The sequence below is a fragment of the Candidatus Pantoea persica genome, assembly GCF_013753875.1.
In the GTDB taxonomy this organism is placed as follows: domain Bacteria; phylum Pseudomonadota; class Gammaproteobacteria; order Enterobacterales; family Enterobacteriaceae; genus Pantoea; species Pantoea persica.
In genome coordinates this window covers 331,366-347,022 of the sequence record NZ_SMDS01000010.1, presented here as the reverse complement: position 1 = coordinate 347,022, position 15,657 = coordinate 331,366, and the positions used below count along the sequence as shown (strand labels likewise).

Annotated in this window: 6 protein-coding genes, 1 tRNA gene and 10 pseudogenes; 15 read left to right on the top strand and 2 right to left on the bottom strand. The window is 59.4% G+C overall.

Going from position 1 to position 15,657, the window contains the following annotated elements:
- Nucleotides 1-4: 4 nt before the first annotated feature.
- The 12 genes and pseudogenes from EIO60_RS04050 to EIO60_RS03995 all read left to right on the top strand — a co-directional run bounded on the left by EIO60_RS04050 (nucleotide 5) and on the right by EIO60_RS03995 (nucleotide 7,950).
- Nucleotides 5-91, top strand: a tRNA-Leu gene (locus EIO60_RS04050).
- Nucleotides 92-437: 346 nt separating this feature from the next.
- Nucleotides 438-701 (top strand): DUF6404 family protein, encoded by a 264-nt coding sequence (locus EIO60_RS04045; RefSeq protein ID WP_309484679.1) that lies wholly within the window; start codon nucleotides 438-440, stop codon nucleotides 699-701.
- Complete coding sequence (locus tag EIO60_RS04040; protein WP_258575959.1) at nucleotides 679-807, top strand: hypothetical protein; 129 nt, start codon at nucleotides 679-681, stop codon at nucleotides 805-807. Before EIO60_RS04045 ends, EIO60_RS04040 begins: the two co-directional genes overlap by 23 nt.
- A 333-nt stretch (nucleotides 808-1,140) precedes the next feature.
- Nucleotides 1,141-1,536, top strand: a pseudogene (locus EIO60_RS04035) (hypothetical protein); the annotation flags it as partial.
- A pseudogene (locus EIO60_RS04030) lies at nucleotides 1,469-1,741 on the top strand (DUF3261 domain-containing protein); the annotation flags it as partial. The pseudogenes EIO60_RS04035 and EIO60_RS04030, both read left to right, overlap by 68 nt.
- Nucleotides 1,742-1,769: 28 nt before the next feature.
- Nucleotides 1,770-2,898, top strand: a pseudogene (locus EIO60_RS04025) (beta-ketoacyl-[acyl-carrier-protein] synthase family protein).
- A pseudogene (locus EIO60_RS04020) lies at nucleotides 2,895-3,371 on the top strand (hotdog family protein). The pseudogenes EIO60_RS04025 and EIO60_RS04020 overlap by 4 nt, the downstream one beginning before the upstream one ends.
- Nucleotides 3,368-4,058: pseudogene (locus EIO60_RS04015) on the top strand (3-ketoacyl-ACP reductase FabG2). The pseudogenes EIO60_RS04020 and EIO60_RS04015 overlap by 4 nt, the downstream one beginning before the upstream one ends.
- 26 nt (nucleotides 4,059-4,084) lie before the next feature.
- Nucleotides 4,085-5,300, top strand: a pseudogene (locus EIO60_RS04010) (beta-ketoacyl-ACP synthase).
- 151 nt (nucleotides 5,301-5,451) lie between these two features.
- Nucleotides 5,452-7,430: pseudogene (locus EIO60_RS04005) on the top strand (TonB-dependent receptor); the annotation flags it as partial.
- A gap of 161 nt (nucleotides 7,431-7,591) precedes the next feature.
- Nucleotides 7,592-7,735, top strand: coding sequence for a hypothetical protein (locus EIO60_RS04000; protein ID WP_258575957.1), 144 nt, complete (start codon nucleotides 7,592-7,594; stop codon nucleotides 7,733-7,735).
- A gap of 41 nt (nucleotides 7,736-7,776) precedes the next feature.
- Nucleotides 7,777-7,950, top strand: a complete 174-nt coding sequence (locus EIO60_RS03995; RefSeq protein ID WP_258575956.1) for a hypothetical protein — start codon at nucleotides 7,777-7,779, stop codon at nucleotides 7,948-7,950.
- Here EIO60_RS03995 and EIO60_RS03990 read toward each other — a convergent pair.
- Nucleotides 7,938-8,384 (bottom strand): annotated as a pseudogene (locus EIO60_RS03990) (beta-glucosidase); the annotation flags it as partial. The gene EIO60_RS03995 and the pseudogene EIO60_RS03990 overlap by 13 nt on opposite strands.
- A 94-nt stretch (nucleotides 8,385-8,478) precedes the next feature.
- On the opposite strand from EIO60_RS03990, the pseudogene EIO60_RS03985 reads away from it, so the two are divergent.
- Nucleotides 8,479-9,927: pseudogene (locus tag EIO60_RS03985) on the top strand (phospholipase D family protein).
- A 161-nt stretch (nucleotides 9,928-10,088) separates the two neighbouring features.
- Here EIO60_RS03985 and mdoC read toward each other — a convergent pair.
- Nucleotides 10,089-11,223, bottom strand: a pseudogene (gene mdoC, locus EIO60_RS03980) (glucans biosynthesis protein MdoC).
- A 270-nt stretch (nucleotides 11,224-11,493) separates the two neighbouring features.
- Here mdoC and EIO60_RS03975 point away from each other — a divergent pair.
- Together EIO60_RS03975 and mdoH are read left to right on the top strand one after the other, a co-directional pair.
- A complete protein-coding gene (locus EIO60_RS03975; RefSeq protein ID WP_258576057.1) occupies nucleotides 11,494-13,029 on the top strand; it encodes a glucan biosynthesis protein G in 1,536 nt (511 codons plus the stop codon).
- A complete protein-coding gene (mdoH, locus tag EIO60_RS03970) occupies nucleotides 13,022-15,577 on the top strand; it encodes a glucans biosynthesis glucosyltransferase MdoH (protein WP_258575955.1) in 2,556 nt (851 codons plus the stop codon). Before EIO60_RS03975 ends, mdoH begins: the two co-directional genes overlap by 8 nt.
- The last annotated feature ends 80 nt before the right edge of the window (nucleotides 15,578-15,657 follow it).

Here is a 15,657-nt window from a genome sequence, read left to right as displayed (position 1 = left end):
CCCTGCCCGGGTGGTGAAATCGGTAGACACAAGGGATTTAAAATCCCTCGGCTGTATGGCTGTGCGGGTTCAAGTCCCGCCCCGGGCACCATCTCTACCGATTAAACATACCGAATTAAAACAAAGCAGTAGTAAGCAATGTCGTGACCGTCTTCAGGGCTGTTTTTTTGTGCTTACGGTTTCCGCTTAGTCTCCGGCCTGACGTCAGCCTGCGCTGAATGACTCAACATTCACGTTCACTGCTGGCCCGCTACCCTTCATCTCATTTGCAGCTTTGTGTGCCCTGACGTCAGCGGCGCGCCTCGCGCCACGCTTGGCCGTAGGGAAAGTTGACCGCGCTCCCATCTGGCGCACGCGTTTGTGCAAACGCGCGCGGGATACGTTATGTTCCCCGCTCCAGTACGCGGCGCGGGCTGCAGAAACAAGAGGAAAGCAAAATGCTAGGCGTAGTGAAATTTATCAGGGGTTGGCTGCTGTTTTCGTTGCTGTGGGGACTTTTTATGTGGTTTTGCTTCTGGAGGCAGGAGGGGATGGAAACTGGCATGGTCATTGTGAAAAGTCTCTATGCTGGAGTGATCTATCAGGCGCTGACGACGCTGATCGCGCGCTATAAAGTTTGTTGTCTGGGGCTAGTCGCCGGAGTAAACGCTGCAGCAGCTGGCGAGGTTCTCGCCCGCGTTGCAGCAGGCGAAGCAGGCTAGCTGGCTGGAGACGGTGCGCATCCTGCCACTACGTTCGCTGCAGCAACAGCAGGAGGACGCCGCGCTGTTGCATGATGCGGCATCGCACATCATTGCCAGGCTGTAACAGGCGGCATTACCGTGCCGCCGCCCCAGACCGAACCCATGCCCGTCACGCCGTAGGGCCTGGCTGGCGAGTCCGCTCAGCGCTGGCTGGCGGCTTCTGTGGCTGACGCTGCCGGATGGGCGTAGCGGCGTACTGGTGCCGGTGGGCGGCGTGCATAACAGCGAGGCGCTGCAGCGGCTGGCCGAACAGCAGCAGGGTGTGAGCTGGGTCAACCGCAAGGCGAGTTACGATGCCTTGTTTAGCTTCTGGCGTACGCTGCTGAGCGGCCTGCTGGCGCTGCTGTTGATTGCGCTGAGCTACGTGCTGCTTCTGGGGCTAACGGCGGTTTTACGCAGCGTAATGCCGTCGGCGCTGTCGCTGGCGCTTGCGACGCTCGGCTGGGTCGGCGCATCGCTTAATCTTTTTTTCGCGCTGCTGGCGCTGATCCTGGTACTTGGCATCGGCATCAATTACACTCTGTTTTTCAGCAACTCGAACGGCACGCCGCTGACTTCGCTGCTGGCGGTGTCGCTGGCCATGATTACCACCTTGCTGACGCTTGGGATGCTCATATTCAGCAGCACCAGCGCGATATCCAGTTTCGGCGTTGTGTTGTACAGCGGCATTTTCAGCGCCTTTATCCTCCGCTGGCGCTGCGGCCATCGAAATCGAGGAAAAGATAATGTGGCGAATCGCCCTGATTTTTTTGTCGGCTGTGTTGCTGGGCGGCTGCGCCAGCCATGCGCCTGATAGTGCGCGTCCCACCGCCTGGCTCAGGCCAGGGGTACGCGTCACGCCACCGCCGCCGGGCATCGCACCCGCCCAACAGCAGTTGCTGACTGGCGAAGTCAGGGGCAAAAGCGAATCCCTGCTGGTGCTGTTAAGCGCAAACGGCGAGAAGATTGAACTAGCGGGGCTATCCTCGGTAGGCATCCGGCAGCACGCTTTCGGCTACTGATACGTATTTAACATCTGGATGCATCATGATTTACATTTCCGCTTTTGGCATGCTTAACGCCCTGGGCAACGATTTAGCCGCCATTGCGTAAAATCTGGGGCGCGGCGTCGCGCCAGGTATGCAGCCGCGTGATGGCTGGCTGAGCGGCGGGCGACGCTGCTGGCTTGGCGCGGTAGAAGGCGAGTTGCCTCCGGTGCCGTCGCATCTGGCGGTGCACAATACGCACAACAATCAACTGCTGCTGGCAGCGCTGACGCAAATCCGTCCGGCGCTGGATGCGTCGGTTGCCAGATATGGTGCCGGGCGCGTGGCGATTGTGCTGGGCACCAGCACCTCAGGAGTAGATGAAGGTGATCGCCAGAGGCGCGCTCTCATATAGCAGCTACCACTACCAGATGCAGGAACTGGGCGATCCTTCGCGCTTTCTGGCCCACTGTCTACAGCTTGACGGCCCGGCATACACCATCTCTACCGCCTGCTCTTCAAGCGCGCGCGCCATCATCAGCGGTCAGCGACTAATAGCCGCCGGGCTGCCCGACGTCGCGCTGGTCGGCGGCGCGGACTCGCTGAGCCGCATGCCTGTGAACGGCTTCGACAGTCTGGCGTCGCTCTCGGAGCAACGCTGTGCGCCCTTTAGCCGCGATTGCGATGCATCTCAATCGGCGAAGGCGCCGCGCTGATGCTGCTGGGCGTGGGCGAGTCGTCGGATGCCTGGCATATGTCCGCGCCCCATCCCTAGGGGGGAGGGCGCGCAGCGTGCCATGCAGATGGCGTTGCAAAGCGCGAACCTGTCGGCGCAGGCGGTAGTCTATATCAACCTGCACGGTACGGCGACGCCGCTTAACGATCAGATCGCGTCAAACATGGTGCATCGCCTGTTTGGCGATCAGGTCCCGTCAAGTTCGACCAAGCACCTTACTACTGGCCATATGTTATGTGCAGCGGGCGTTATCGAGGCGGCTCTCGCCGCATTAATTCTGCGTGACGGTTTGCTTTTGCCGGCACAGGATTTTTCAACCACCACACAGGACAGCAGTCTGCCTCCCTGCGGGTTGTTACTGAAACCGCAGCCGCTGCAGAAACCGGTTATTGCCTCGAACTCGTTTGCATTTGGCGGCAATAACAGCTGCCTGATTTTAGGACGGACATTATGAGTACAGCGCTTTGCGCTAGCGATTATTTACCGCATCAGACGCCCATGGTTTTAGTTGAACGCGTCATCGCAGTAGAGGATTAGAGCGTACATTGCCAGGTCTCTACCACGTCCGACGGTGTGCTTGCCCCTTTCCTGAATGCGCAGGGTGAGCTGCCAGCCTGGTTTGGCGTCGAGATCATGGCGCAAACCATCGGCGTCTGGTCCGGCTGGCATGCCAGACGCTCGGGCGCACAAACCATTCAGCCCGACATGCTGCTGGGCGGCCGCAACTGGCGCGCGGCAACGGCAACCTTTCCCGGCTCGATTACGCTCGATATCCGGCTTCGCCTGCTGATGGGTGACGAACGCATGGGCAGTTTCAAGGGCGAAATCAGTCATGGCGACCGCATACTCGCCAGTGGAAGACTGAATACTTATCAAACTAACGAACAAGAGTTACACCAACTGATGTCACAAGGAAAACAGCCATGACGTGTTCCGTATTGGTTACTGGCGCAAGCAAAGAGATAGGCCGCGCCATCGCGCTGCGTCTGGCGCAGGACGGTTTTCAGATCGCGGTGCACTTCAACCGCGACCGCGAAGGCGCAGAGCAGACGCTGGCGCAGATTCAGGCGGCGGGCGGCGGCGCGCGTTTGCTGAGTTTCGACGTGGCGGATCGCGGCACGACGCGCTGGAAAAGGATATGCACGCCCATGGCGCCTATTACGGTCTCGTCAGCAACGCAGGTATTACGCGCGACGCCGCTTTCCCGGCGCTGACCGAGAGTGAGTGGGACAGCGTTATCCATACCAACCTCGACAGCTTTTATAATGTCATCCAGCCGTGCGTTATGCCGATGATCGGCCTGCGCCAAGGCGGACGGATTATTACCCTCTCGTCCGTGTCCGGCATCGCGGGCAATTGCGGCCAGGTCAACTATAGCGCGGCGAAAGCGGGCATTATCGGAGTGACCAAGGCGCTGGCTATTGAACTGGCGATATGGAAGATTACCGTCAACTGCATCGCGCCTGGCCTGGTGGATACCGGCATGGACGGGCTGGAGCCGCATGTGCTCGAGGAGGCGCTGAAAATCGTTCCGATGAAGCGCATGGGCGCGGCAGAAGAGGTAGCCGGTCAAGCTATCTGATGTCTGACATCGCAGGCTATGTGACGCGCTAGGTTATCTCCATTAATGGAGGCATGCTGTGATGCGTCGTGTAGTCGTCACCGGAATGGGTGGGGTCACGGCTTTCGGCGAGCAGTGGTAGGCAATCGCGACGCGGTTGCGCGCCGGCAAAAACGCGGTGTGTCGCATGCCGGAGTGGCAGGTTTATGACGGCCTTCATACGCTGTTGGGCGCGCCCATCGATGGCTTTGCGCCGCCGGCGCACTATACCCGTAAACGCATTCGTTCTATGGGCCGGGTGTCGCTGCTGGCGACACGCGCGACCGAACTGGCGCTAGAGCAGGCGGGATTGCGCGATCATCCGGCGTTGGTGGGCGGTGAAACCGGTATCGCCTTTGGTTCTTTAACCGGCAGCAACGGCCCGGTCAGCGAATTCGCCACCATGCTGACCGAGAAGCATACTCATAACATTACCGGCGCCACCTACGTGCAGATGATGCCGCACACCACCGCGGTCAACGCCGGGCTGTTTTTCGGGCTGCGCGGTCGGGTTATTCCTACCTCCAGCGTCTGTACCTCAGGCAGCGATCCGTCACGGTTACCAAAACATCATGGTGGCGGGCGAGGCGGAAGAGCTTTGTCCCTCGGAAGCGGTAGTGTTCGATACCCTGTTCGCTACCAGTCAACGCAACGACGTGCCTGAAAGCTCGCCTGCGCCCTTTGATCAGCAGCATAATGTCTTGGTCATTGGTGAAGGCGCCGGCACCTTGATTCTTGAGTATCTGGAGCATGCGCATGCGCATGCGCGCGGCGCAACCATTTATGCTGAGCTGATGGGCCTCCATACCAATTGCGACGCGGCGCATATTACGCAGCCGCGGCGCGAAACCATGCAGATCTGTATTGAACGCGCGTTGCAGAGCGCTGGCCTGACGCCGCAGCAGATTGGCCACATCAGCTCGCATGGCACCGCTACTGACCGCGGCGACATCGCAGAAAGCCAGGCGACGGCAGCCGTTTTTGTCAGCGGTACGCCCATTTCCTCTCTGAAAAGTTATTTCGGGCATACGCTGGGCGCGTGCGGAGAGCTGGAAGCGTGGATGAATATTGAGATGATGCGCGAAGGCTGGTTTGCGCCGACGCTGAACCTGCACCAGTTCGCAACAGAATGCAGCGAACTGGACTACATCCTGTGGGAGCCTCGCCTGCTGAAAACGGACTATATCCAGTCAAATAACTTCGCCTTTGGCGGCATTAATACGTCACTTATCTTCAAACGCTGGCGCGACGCGTAGCCACCGCTTGTGCATCGTAACAGAGCGTTGTTCGCTATTCTTACGACAACTCGCCTACAGCAAGATTTCGCTTGCATTAAACGTAAGTCCACACATGATCACAAACCACAATAATAATGATTCGCAGTAACTTTAACGTTAGGGATCGACTATGCGCCGTTCGCTTTCTACTCCCGGATTTAAACCGACGCTGCTGGCTTTACTGGTCAGCGCCGGTTGTTTGCCAGTGATGGCTGCTACCACCAATACCACCACCCCATCCTCAGCGGCCAGCGACGCCGCGGCTGCCGCAGGCAACAGCGAGCAGACACTGACGGTCACCGCCACGCTACAGAGTGACTTCAAACCCGGCGGCGACCAGCTGGTGCCCGCCTACCTGGATGGCCAGGTGGCACACGGCGGCCGTCTCGGCATGCTGGGCGAGCAAAACGCCATGGACGTGCCGTTTAACGTTATCGGCTTTACCTCAAAGCTCATTCAGGATCAGCAGGCGAAAACCATCGCCGACATGGTGAAGAATGATGCGGGCGTGCAGACCGTGCAGGGCTACGGCAACTTCACCGAAACCTACCGCCTGCTGGACGGCGACGACATGACCTTCGGCGGACTGCCGGGCGTGGTACCGCGTCAGGTTATGGATGCGGCGCTGGTCGATCGCGTCGAGGTATTCAACGGCGCCAACGGCCTGCTTAACGGCGCCGCCAGCAGCGGCGTCGGCGGCATGATCAACCTAGAGCCGAAGCACGCGGATGACGCGCCGCTGACGCGCGTCAGCGTCGATTACACCTCGACGCAGCAGATCGGCACAAGCACCGACATCAGCCGCCGTTTCGGCGACAACAACCAGTTCGACGTGCGCCTTAACGCGGTGCATCGCGAAGGGGAGACCGGTGTAGACGGCTAGCAGAAGCGTACCACCACCGCCTCAATCGGGCTCGACTACCGCGGTGAACGCCTGCGCACCTCGCTCGATCTGTGCTACCAGAAAAAAACTTCCACAATGCGGACAACGGCGTCAACATCAGCGGCATCGACTTTATTCTGGTGCTGCCCTCCAATAGCCATAACTACAGGCAAGAATGGGTCTACAGCGATATTGAATCTGAATTCGGCATGGCGCGCGCAGAGTATGATGTCACCGACGACAGCTGGACGCTCTACAGTGCCGTAGGCGGCCAGCACTCGCACTAGCTGGGCGACAACGCGTCGCCGACGCTCACCGACACTGACGGCAATACGCAGATCGGCCGTCTTGACACCAACCGCATTATCACTAACTTAAGCAGCATGGCGGGCATTCGCGGTAAGTTCGATACCCGCTTCATCAGCCACAAGGTGAATCTCGGCTACTCGGCCTATACCTCGCGCAACAACACCGCCTGGCGGATGGCCTATGGCGCGAATACCGAAGCGACCAACATCTACAACATTGGCCACGTGGCGAACCCGACCAATAACCTGACCGGCGGCAACTACAGCGATCTGCTGACCACCGGCCGCAACCGCACTCAGGGCTACCTGCTGAGCGATACGCTGGGCGTGCTGGACGACAGCGTGCAGCTGACGCTGGGCGCGCGCCATCAGAAAGTGGTGGTGCGCAACTACAGCAACACCACCGGCGTGGAGGACACCACGTCTCGCTACACCGACAGCCGCTGGATGCCGACCTACGGCATCGTCTACAAGCCAGTCGAATCGGTCGCGCTCTACGCCAACCATACCGAATCGCTGCAGCCGGGCGATGTGGCTCCGCTGGGCTCCTCTAACTACGGTTCCACCACCGGCATCGCCCATTCGAAACAGAATGAGGTGGGCGTGAAGGTCTATTTTCAGCGCGTCGGCGGCTCGCTGGCGCTGTTTGAGATCAAACAGTCCTCCGGCATCCTCAGAAGCGATGGCAGCTATGGTCTGGACGGCGAGCAGCTCAATCGCGGCATTGAGCTGAACCTGTTTGGCGAGCCGGTGCTGGGCGTGCGTCTCAACGGCAGCGCCACCTGGATCGATCCGGAGATGACCCAAACCGAAAACGGCACCTATAACGGCAAGGATGCAGTGGGCATGCCGCGCTACAATTTCGTGCTCGGCGCCGAGTATGACATCAAGACGGTGGAGGGGCTGACGGCGATGGCCGTACCCTGAAAGTCGGCGTCAGCTACGACTTCTGATCCGCAAGCGGGGCTCATGATGCGCCCCGTTTCTTTGGCGGCAAGAAAACGCTGGCGGAGCGGCCGATTTTCATTAAACTGGTCGCCGCCGCCCTGTGGCGAATGTCTGAATTCTGTTGAGAACCTATGCTTCCACCGCCGCCGTACGATCCGCACAATGAGCCGCTTCGCCAGTCGCTGGACGACGTGCACTTCGCCATCGTCGTGCTTGTGGTGACCTCTGTTACGCTGATAATTTTCGTTCTTATGGTGACGCTCTGGATGAGCTGACGGGAGCCACAGGTATCAGCGTCGTCTAAAAAGGAGAGAGTATGGAATCGCGCGATGAAAAACTGATCGCCATTATCGGTCTACTGTCAGCCTGTTTAATCGGCGTGGTATTTCTCTTTTTAGTGACCAGGCTGACCGACGTCCGCCATCCTGCCGGACCCTCCCGGGACGTACAGCGCTGTACGGCGAAAAAAACGCCGGTTCACCCCACCTGAAAGCGCTTCTGAAACTTGATCTGCTGACTGCGCAATACCAGCGCTAAGCCTTCGTGCAGCGTGCGGTTGCTGTTGGGATCGCCCAGCCTGAACAGCGCCCTCGGCGAGCGGCGGTCTTCCGCCCAGGCGGGATACTCCACCACCGGATAGAGCGAAATCCCCTCGATGCCGATGCCCTGATCGAGCGCCAGCATCACCTCTTTACTGACGTGCTGCAGCCAGGGCGCGCGCGCCTCGCCTTCCGCGCTGGTTTCCGCCAGCAGCAGCGGGCGCTGATAGCGCTGCCAGCACTGCGCCAGCAGGCGATGCAGCGGCTGGCGCAGCGGATGCACCTGCGGCATCGGCTCGCCGGGGAAAAACCAGTGGTTGTCGGGATAGTAGTTGAGTCCGAGAATATCTAGGCACGCTTCGCTGCCGCCCAGCTCTCTGTCGATAATGCAGCTGGACGGCCACTCTCAGACGGCGTGTATAGGCAATTTGGCGGAAGCGTTAAATAATAAGGGGGTGTCGATAACCCAGGGAGCCCTAATGACCGAAGTATTAAACCTGCCAGCTGACCTCTCTTCCGTCAGCTGGCTTGAGGAGATTGTCGGCCCACGCAGCGCGCGCCACCCCGGCTTGAGCGGTATTCGTCCGCTGGCCGACGGGCTGGACGCCTTCGCTGCGTGCTATATGCTGATGGGCAAAGCGGAGCGCACCCTCGACGTACAGTACTATATCTGGCAAAACGATATGTCGGGACGGCTGCTGTTCCGCGCGCTGCTGGAGGCAGTGGGGCGCGGCGTCAAGGTGCGGCTGCTGCTGGATGATAACAATATGTCCGGCCTCGACGATACGCTGGCCCGTCTCGATCGTCATCCCAACATCTCGGTAAAGCTGTTCAACCCCTTTTCGTTCCGCACCGTCCGCGCGCTGGGCTACCTCACCGACTTCGCCCGGCTCAATCGCCGCATGCACAATACACAATAAAAGTTTTACGGTGGACGGCGTGGCCACCATCGTCGGCGGACGTAACGTTGGCGACGAATATTTCGCCACCGGCAGCGAGCCGCTGTTCGCCGATCTCGACATACTAGCGATCGGCCCGGTGGTGGCAGAGGTAACCGAGGATTTTAAGCGCTACTGGAACAGCAAACCGGTCGCGCCGCTTAGGCAGGTGCTGGATGAGCAGGCGCATCAGGATGGATCGGTCTCGCTGCCGCCGGAGTGGCGCGACAGCGAGCCAGTGCAGTGCTATATGGCGCGGCTGGAGAGTTCGCACTTTGTCGCCCAGCCGGAGCAGGGCACGCTGCGCATGACCTGGGCGCGGGCGCGCCTGCTGAGTGATGATCCGCGCAAAGGGCTGGGGCGCGCGAAGCGCAAAACCCTGCTGCTGCCACGCATGCTGGAGGTGATCGGCGCGCCGCAGCGGCAGTTCGATATTATCTCCGCCTATTTCGTGCCGACGCACGCCAGCGTCGCCCAGCTGCTGGCGCTGAAGCGACGCGGGGTGAAAATTGCCATTCTCACCAATTCGCTGGCCGCCAAAGACGTCTCGGTGGTGCATGCCGGCTATGCCAAATGGCGCAAGAAGCTGCTGCGGCGCGGCATCGAACTCTATGAGCTGAAGCCGCATTCGGGCGTGCCGGATGCGCCACACGATCGCGGCCTGACCGATAACTCCGGCTCCAGCTTGCACGCCAAAACCTTCACCGTTGACCAGCAGACGCTGTTTATCGGCTCCTTTAGGTGCTGAATACCGAGATGGGGCTGGTAATTGAGAGCGAGGCGCTGGCGCAGCAAACCCATTAGCGCTTCAGCACCGCGATGCGCGATCGCGCCTGGTCGCTGCGGCTCGACAAGTGGGGGCGCGTCAACTGGGTGGAGTATGCGGGCGAGCCGCAGGAGCAGGTGCACAAGCATAAGCCACGCTGCACCTGGGTGCAGCGCCTGCTAGTGCGGCTGGTGTGGCGTCTGCCGGTGGAGTGGCTGCTGTAACGGCGCCCGGCGCTAGGTCAGGACGACAGGGAGGGCGGGGCAATACGCCCCCCGTGACTTACTGCCTGACGCCGCTCTTGTGCGCGCCTTAGAGAGAGGACGCGCCGATGCACGGACAGAAGGGCGGCTGTAGCGCTGCCGCCCCGCTGCACAGGCTGGCGTTATTTACGCTGCGGCTTGCCGGAAAAGAGAAAGCGCAGCAGCGGAATGTGCAGGTGGATTTCATAAAGCAGAAACGCCACGCCGAACACCATTACCAGCCCGACGAAAAAGCCCAGCGTGTCGCTGCCGATCAGCGGCGTAATAAAGATGCCGTAGAGCAGGGGCAGCGGATGGTAGACCAGATAGATAAACAGCGAGTGTTGACTAGGTACATAATGCGCGGCGAATACGCATTGAGCAGGCGATGGCCGACGCAGAAGCAGACGTTAAGCATGCAGAGGCCCATCAGGGTGGTGATCAACGCGTCGATCTCATACAGCCAGCCGTCGCCGCTGCTGTAGCGCTGGTTCAGGCTGTAGGCGATAAATACTCCTATCGCGCCGAAGCACATCACCGGATTGAAGCGCACAAACAGCTGCTTGAGGGCGGGGGGTGCTTCCACGCCAGCGCGCCGAGCATGCCGAGCATAAAGAAGGGCAGAAACAGCAGCGTCTGCATCACCATAATGCTGAACAGGCCGTCCATTAGCAGAACCGGGAAAAAGGTAAACACCGCGCGGCGGAACAGGTCCCACAGTAGCGCATAGCCCATTATCGCCAGCGTTACTTTGCCCCAGCCGATGCGGCTGTAGTCGATGTGATGCTGCTGCCGACGCAGCCAGTTAAAGGTCAGTATGCTGAGCGTGGTGAGGATCACCAGCACCAGCAGAAACCACAAATGGGAGATCAGCTCCCACATCAGGTTATTGAACTTGCCGTAAAGCGTCAGGCTGTCCCAGTCGCGCAGCTTGTCCGACAGCGCGCGCAGCATAAAAAACTGCGGCAGCGTAATCAGCGGCACGGCGGTGAGCAGCGGAATGCCGACGCGCTCCAGCCGCACCTTCAGCCAGCGGCGCGGTTCGTAGCGCAGAGAGAACATGTAGGAGAAATAGCCGCAAATAACAAAGAAGACCTGCATGCGGAAGGCGTGAATAAAATCGTTCAGCACCGTCAGCCAGAGCAACGCCTCCTGGCTGTTAACGGTCCACTTCTGCGTTGAATAGATCAGAGAGACGTGAAACGGCACTCCCAGCAGCATGAGATATGCCCGAATTGAATCGAGGAAATATTCACGTTCAGGTTTTGCTGTGCTCATAAAATTCCATTTTTTTTAGTCCGTTTTGACCAGCTTCGCCCTGAAACTGGATGATGCTGGCGCGGAATTCTACCCATCTGTAAACTGCCTATACTATCAGTTGATTCTGGAGAGTTTAATTGTCCTAAAAGTGGGCTACCCCTTACGAAACCGCGGAACATTCTTTGGGATATGCTGTCCGAAAACCTAATAGTCCTTTAAGATAAGCAGGTTTGCACTTGGCACACGAAAGGGGGGGATGTGCTGAATAAAGTAGAAAATAAAGGCGGACTGATGAAGATGCGCTGGGTCGGTGCGGCAGTTCTGCTGGTGTTGTACGCCAATAATAGTTGGGCGTTTAATCTTGATGATGTTGCTAAAGAAGCCAAATCGCTCGCAGGGAAAAGTTTTGAAGCGCCAAAAAGCAATTTACCCTCTCAGTTTCGTGAAATGAAATTTGCTGACTATCAGCAGCTCCAGTTTAACCACGACAAAGCGTACTGGGGCAAACTGCGTACGCCGTTCAAACTCGAGTTTTACCACCAGGGCATGTATTTCGACACGCCGGTAAAACTGAACGAGGTAACGGCTAACGCGGTACGCGAAATCAAATACAGCCCTGAGTACTTCAATTTCGGCAATGTGAAACACGATGCGGACGCGGTGAAAAATCTGGGCTTCGCCGGGTTTAAGGTGCTTTATCCGCTGAATAAAAAAGATAACGATGACGAAATCACCAGCTTCCTCGGCGCTAGCTATTTCCGCATGATCGGTGCCGATCAGGCGTATGGCCTCTCCGCGCGAGGCCTGGCGATCGATACCGCGCTGCCGTCGGGCGAGGAGTTCCCGCGCTTCAGGGAGTTTTGGATCGAGCGGCCGAAGCCGCAGGATAAACAGCTGGTAATCTATGCGCTGCTCGATTCGCCGCGCGCCACCGGCGCCTACCGCTTCACTATCCGTCCGGGCAGAGAGACCGCCGTGGGCGTGCAGTCGAAAGTCTACCTGCGCGAAAAAGTCGGCAAGCTCGGCGTGGCACCGCTGACCAGCATGTTCCTGTTCGGCGCCAACCAGCCGTCGCCGGTGACCAACTTTCGTCCGGAGCTGCACGATTCCGACGGGCTGTCGATCCATAACGGCAACGGCGAGTGGATTTGGCGTCCACTCAACAATCCGCGTCATCTGGCGGTGAGCACCTACACCATCGAAAGCCCGAAAGGCTTTGGTCTGCTGCAGCGCGGCCGCGACTTCAGCCACTACCAGGATCTCGATGACCGCTACGATATGCGTCCGAGCGGCTGGGTAGAACCGCTGGGCGACTGGGGCAAAGGGCGCGTTGAGCTAGTTGAAATTCCGACCGCCGATGAAACCAATGACAACATCGTCGCCTTCTGGACGCAGGAAAACCTGCCGGATCCGGGCAAAGAGATGAACTTCAGCTATCGCCTGCACTTCACGCGCGACGAAAACCAGCTTCACTCCGACGACACCGCATGGGTGAAAAACACGCTGCGCTCGGTGGGCGACGTCAAGCAGTCGAATCTGGTGCGTCAGCCGGACGGCTCTATCGCTTTCACCATCGACTTCGTTGGCAAAGCGATGAGTCAGATGCCGGAAAACAGCCAGGCCGCGCCGCAGGTCAGCGTGGGTGACAACGGCGAAGTGGTCGAGCAGAGCGTGCGCTATAATCCCGTCACCAAAGGTTGGCGTCTGGTGCTGCGTCTGCGCGTCAAAGACAACAAGCAGCCTACCGAGATGTGCGCCGCGCTGGTTAGCGGCGACAAGATATTGACGGAAACTTGGAGCTATCAGTTTCCTGCCAATGAATAATCCGACATTTATTCCCCAAAACTACGTGGAAGCCCTGCCGCTGGATGCGTCAAGGAAGGCAGATCTGGGCGCCTCGCTGCAGCATGCGGAGGCGTTTCATTTTATTCACGATGCGCTTGGCCAAGATGTGGCCGCCAGCGATCGTCCCGATGATGTGCCGCTCAAGTCGGTTTCCGCACGCGTCAAAATGGCGTGGCCCGACGCGGTGGCCGACGGCGAACAGTTCGGCAAGGACTATCTTGATCGCACCACCCTGAAGGCGATGCCGAAGGTGAAGCGTTCGATGATGTTCCCGGAGATCTGGCGCACCAACCCGCTGGCGCGCGCCTGGCGTTCGCTGCGTGGCGAGAAGCTGACCCACCGCTACGCCAACGCGGAAGAGCAGCGAGCCGAGGAGAAGTGGCGTCAAGTCGGCTCGATTCGCCGCTATGTGCTGCTGATCCTCACTCTGTTTCAGACCGTTATCACCATCTGGTACATGAAAACCATCCTGCCTTACCAGGGCTGGACGCTGCTCGACCTGATGGATATGCTGAATCAGAACTGGCAGCAGTCGGTGATGCAGATCCTGCCTTACGTACTGCAGACCGGCATTCTGTTCCTGTTCGCCATTCTCTTCTGCTGGATCTCTGCGGGCTTCTGGACCGCGCTGATGGGCTTCCTGCAGCTGCTGATTGGCCGCGACAAGTACAGCATCTCCTATTCAACCGCCGGCGACGAGCCGCTCAACCCTGAGCACCGCACCGCGCTGATCATGCCGATCTGCAACGAAGACGTCGAGCGCGTGTTCGCCGGCCTGCGCGCCACCTGGGAGTCGGTGGTGCGCACCGGCAACGCCGATCACTTCGATGTTTATGTGCTGAGCGACAGCTACGATCCCGATATTGCCATTGCGGAGCAGAAGGCGTGGATGGAGCTGGTGCGTGACGTCGGCGGCGCGGGCAAAATTTTCTATCGACGCCGCCGTCGTCGCGTGAAGCGTAAAAGCGGCAACATCGACGACTTCTGCCGCCGCTGGGGAAGCAACTACAGCTATATGGTGGTGCTGGACGCCGACAGCGTGATGAGCGGTGAGTGTCTGAACGGTTTGGTGCGCATGATGGAAGCGAACCCCAACGCCGGTATTATCCAGTCGTCGCCGAAGGCGTCGGGCATGGATACGCTCTACGCACGCTGCCAGCAGTTTGCCACCCGCGTCTACGGTCCGCTGTTCACCGCTGGCCTGCACTTCTGGCAGCTGGGGGAGTCGCACTACTGGGGGCACAACGCCATTATCCGCGTGAAGCCCTTTATCGAGCACTGCGCGCTGGCACCGCTGCCGGGCGAGGGCTCCTTTGCCGGCTCAATCCTGTCGCACGACTTTGTCGAGGCGGCGCTGATGCGCCGTGCTGGCTGGGGCGTCTGGATCGCCTACGATCTGCCTGGTTCCTATGAGGAGCTGCCGCCGAACCTGCTGGACGAACTGAAGCGCGACCGCCGCTGGTGTCACGGCAACCTGATGAACTTCCGCCTGTTCCTGGTGAAGGGCATGCACCCGGTGCACCGCGCGGTGTTCCTGACCGGCGTAATGTCTTATCTCTCAGCACCGCTCTGGTTTATGTTCCTCGCGCTCTCCAATGCCCTGCAGGTGGTGCATACGCTGATGGAGCCGACCTACTTCCTGCAGCCGCGACAGCTGTTCCCGGTCTGGCCTCAGTGGCGTCCTGAGCTGGCGATCGCGCTGTTCTCCACCACGCTGGTGCTGCTGTTCCTGCCGAAGCTGCTGAGCGTGGTGCTGATCTGGTGCAAAGGGGCGAAGGCTTACGGCGGCGCGTTCCGGCTGTTTGTTTCGCTGCTGCTGGAGATGCTCTTCTCGGTGTTGCTGGCGCCGGTGCGTATGCTATTCCACACCGTGTTTGTGGTCAGCGCCTTCCTCGGCTGGGAAGTGGTGTGGAACTCGCCGCAGCGCGACGACGACGCCACGCAGTGGAGCGAAGCGTTCCGCCGTCACGGCTCGCAAATGCTGCTGGGCATCTTCTGGGCCGTGGGCATGGGGCTGCTGGACTTGAACTTCCTCTGGTGGCTGTCGCCGATCGTCTTCTCGCTGATCCTGTCGCCATTTGTGTCGGTGATGTCGAGCCGCGCGACGGTGGGGCTGAAGAGCAAGCGCATGCGTCTGTTCCTGATCCCGGAAGAGTTCGAACCGCCGAAAGAGCTGGTGGATACTGACCACTATCTGCAGCTCAACCGCGAGCGTGCGCTGAAGCACGGCTTTATGCATGCGCTATTCCACCCGGCGTTTAACGCGCTGGCCACCGCGCTGGCGACCTCGCGTCACAAGCAGAGCCAGCTGCTGGAGCATGCGCGCGACCGCCGCGTCGATCAGGCGCTGAGCGATGCGCCGGAGAAGCTGAACCGCGAACAGCGGCTGCAGCTGATCAGCGATCCGGTGGTGCTGGCGCGCGTTCACTCGCGCCTGTGGGAGAACGGCGAGAAGTATCATCTGTGGGTAGATAGCTATCAGAAGCTGGCGCTTAATCCGCTGGCGCTGCCGCCCAGAGAGAGCTAAACCTCCTGAGAAAAGCGGCAGCAATGCTGCTTTTTTTATTCTCTGACACGGATGTGTCGGCGTTAACGTCATCATTACGC